Source organism: Plesiomonas sp. (genome assembly GCF_051650925.1).
Lineage (GTDB): Bacteria > Pseudomonadota > Gammaproteobacteria > Enterobacterales > CAMTGL01 > Plesiomonas.
The window spans coordinates 1-1,168 of sequence record NZ_JBOFRH010000030.1 but is presented as its reverse complement, the minus strand read 5'-3'; the positions used below and the strand labels follow the sequence as shown (position 1 = coordinate 1,168).

Here is a 1,168-nt window from a genome sequence, read left to right as displayed (position 1 = left end):
CACCGCTGAATTTACGGAAGACAGCCGAAAAAGCATAGTCAGAGAGTGTGAGAGTTGCAGTGAGGCCAATAAGAAGAAAGGGAGAAGAATAAGAAAACGCGGGCATAACCCGCGTAATTTTGTACTGCCTTTGGCTGACTTTTTTACTCACTTCTTTACTTACATAGTGAGGTGCCGTCAGCCGAGGGAAGGTCACGCTAAAGTGCGTGAGGATTATTCCGCCGGCTTATCGTTACCTGAGGTTGTATCTTGAGCATCATCGGCTTTGGCGCCGTGCGCATACATCACGGTGTTGCGGATATAACGCAAATGATCAGTTAGCGCTGGATTATGTGCACCTTCCGCAGAATGGCTGTGCAGCATGATCAGACCTGAGTGCGTTTCCTCACTTAACTGACGCGCACGCGCCAGCAGGTGTTCGGTCACTTGTGCGCGCACCTCATCTTTGGCGTACAAGTCATACAGCAACCAGATGCGTTTGAGCTCTACAGCACTGAACATCGGGTTCAGCTGAACGAAGCCGGTCACTTCACCTTGGCCGGTTTCGGTATAGAAGATAACAATATCGTTTCTGGCCAGACGCTCATGAAGAAAATCTTCAATGGTCTCGATTTCCGAATGGATATGCCGTTCCTGCCGATACATGACATACAACGGAGCCAGTTTATGAATGTCTGCAAGTTGCGCCTGATAGAGTTTCATTGTGACACCTTTAATCAGATTAACGACATGCAAGTAGAATAAGACAATCCGGTATGTGTTTTTGTGCTTAACGATGAAAAATCGTTGGTTAAGGTAAGTAAATATATCGCGTTTACGCCATTTGTCAGCTGCTTGTGGTGATTAACCTTAAGGCAGAATTGCGAAGCAGCAAAATTTCCCTTTAGCTTCCCTTTAGCTGATGGGGAGATGAGCGAGTGTTAGGTACGTTAGCGGTATTTTCGGGCTCACTGCCGGACACCGCTAAACGTGAAAATGACAGACAAACACTCAGCCCATCACGCTCTGCGGTCTCTGAGGGGCGGTTGGTAATTTGCAAGGTTGCGCCGTGGTGACGCGCGATATTTTGCACAATGGCCATCCCCAGACCAGCACCGCCAATGCGTGTGATTTCCGCGGATGAAGAGGATTGCGCCAGATCTGCGTTGGCGCGATAAAAACGTTCGCA

At 48.6% G+C, this 1,168-nt stretch carries 2 protein-coding genes and 1 pseudogene; all 3 read right to left on the bottom strand.

The window, feature by feature from the left end:
• A partial coding sequence (locus ACRC27_RS00730) for a hypothetical protein (RefSeq protein ID WP_438638858.1) occupies positions 1–196 on the bottom strand: 196 nt, incomplete at its 3' end.
• A 17-nt stretch (positions 197–213) separates the two neighbouring features.
• Positions 214–702: a GNAT family N-acetyltransferase gene (locus ACRC27_RS00725; protein WP_438638856.1), complete on the bottom strand. Its 489-nt coding sequence runs from the start codon at positions 700–702 to the stop codon at positions 214–216.
• Between the two features lie 181 nt (positions 703–883).
• Positions 884–1,168: pseudogene (locus tag ACRC27_RS00720) on the bottom strand (hypothetical protein); the annotation flags it as partial.

Excerpts from the sequence above, each read along its gene's own strand:
- ACRC27_RS00725 (WP_438638856.1), bottom strand. The coding sequence starts at position 702 with ATGAAACTCTATCAGGCGCAACTTGCAGACATTCATAAACTGGCTCCG.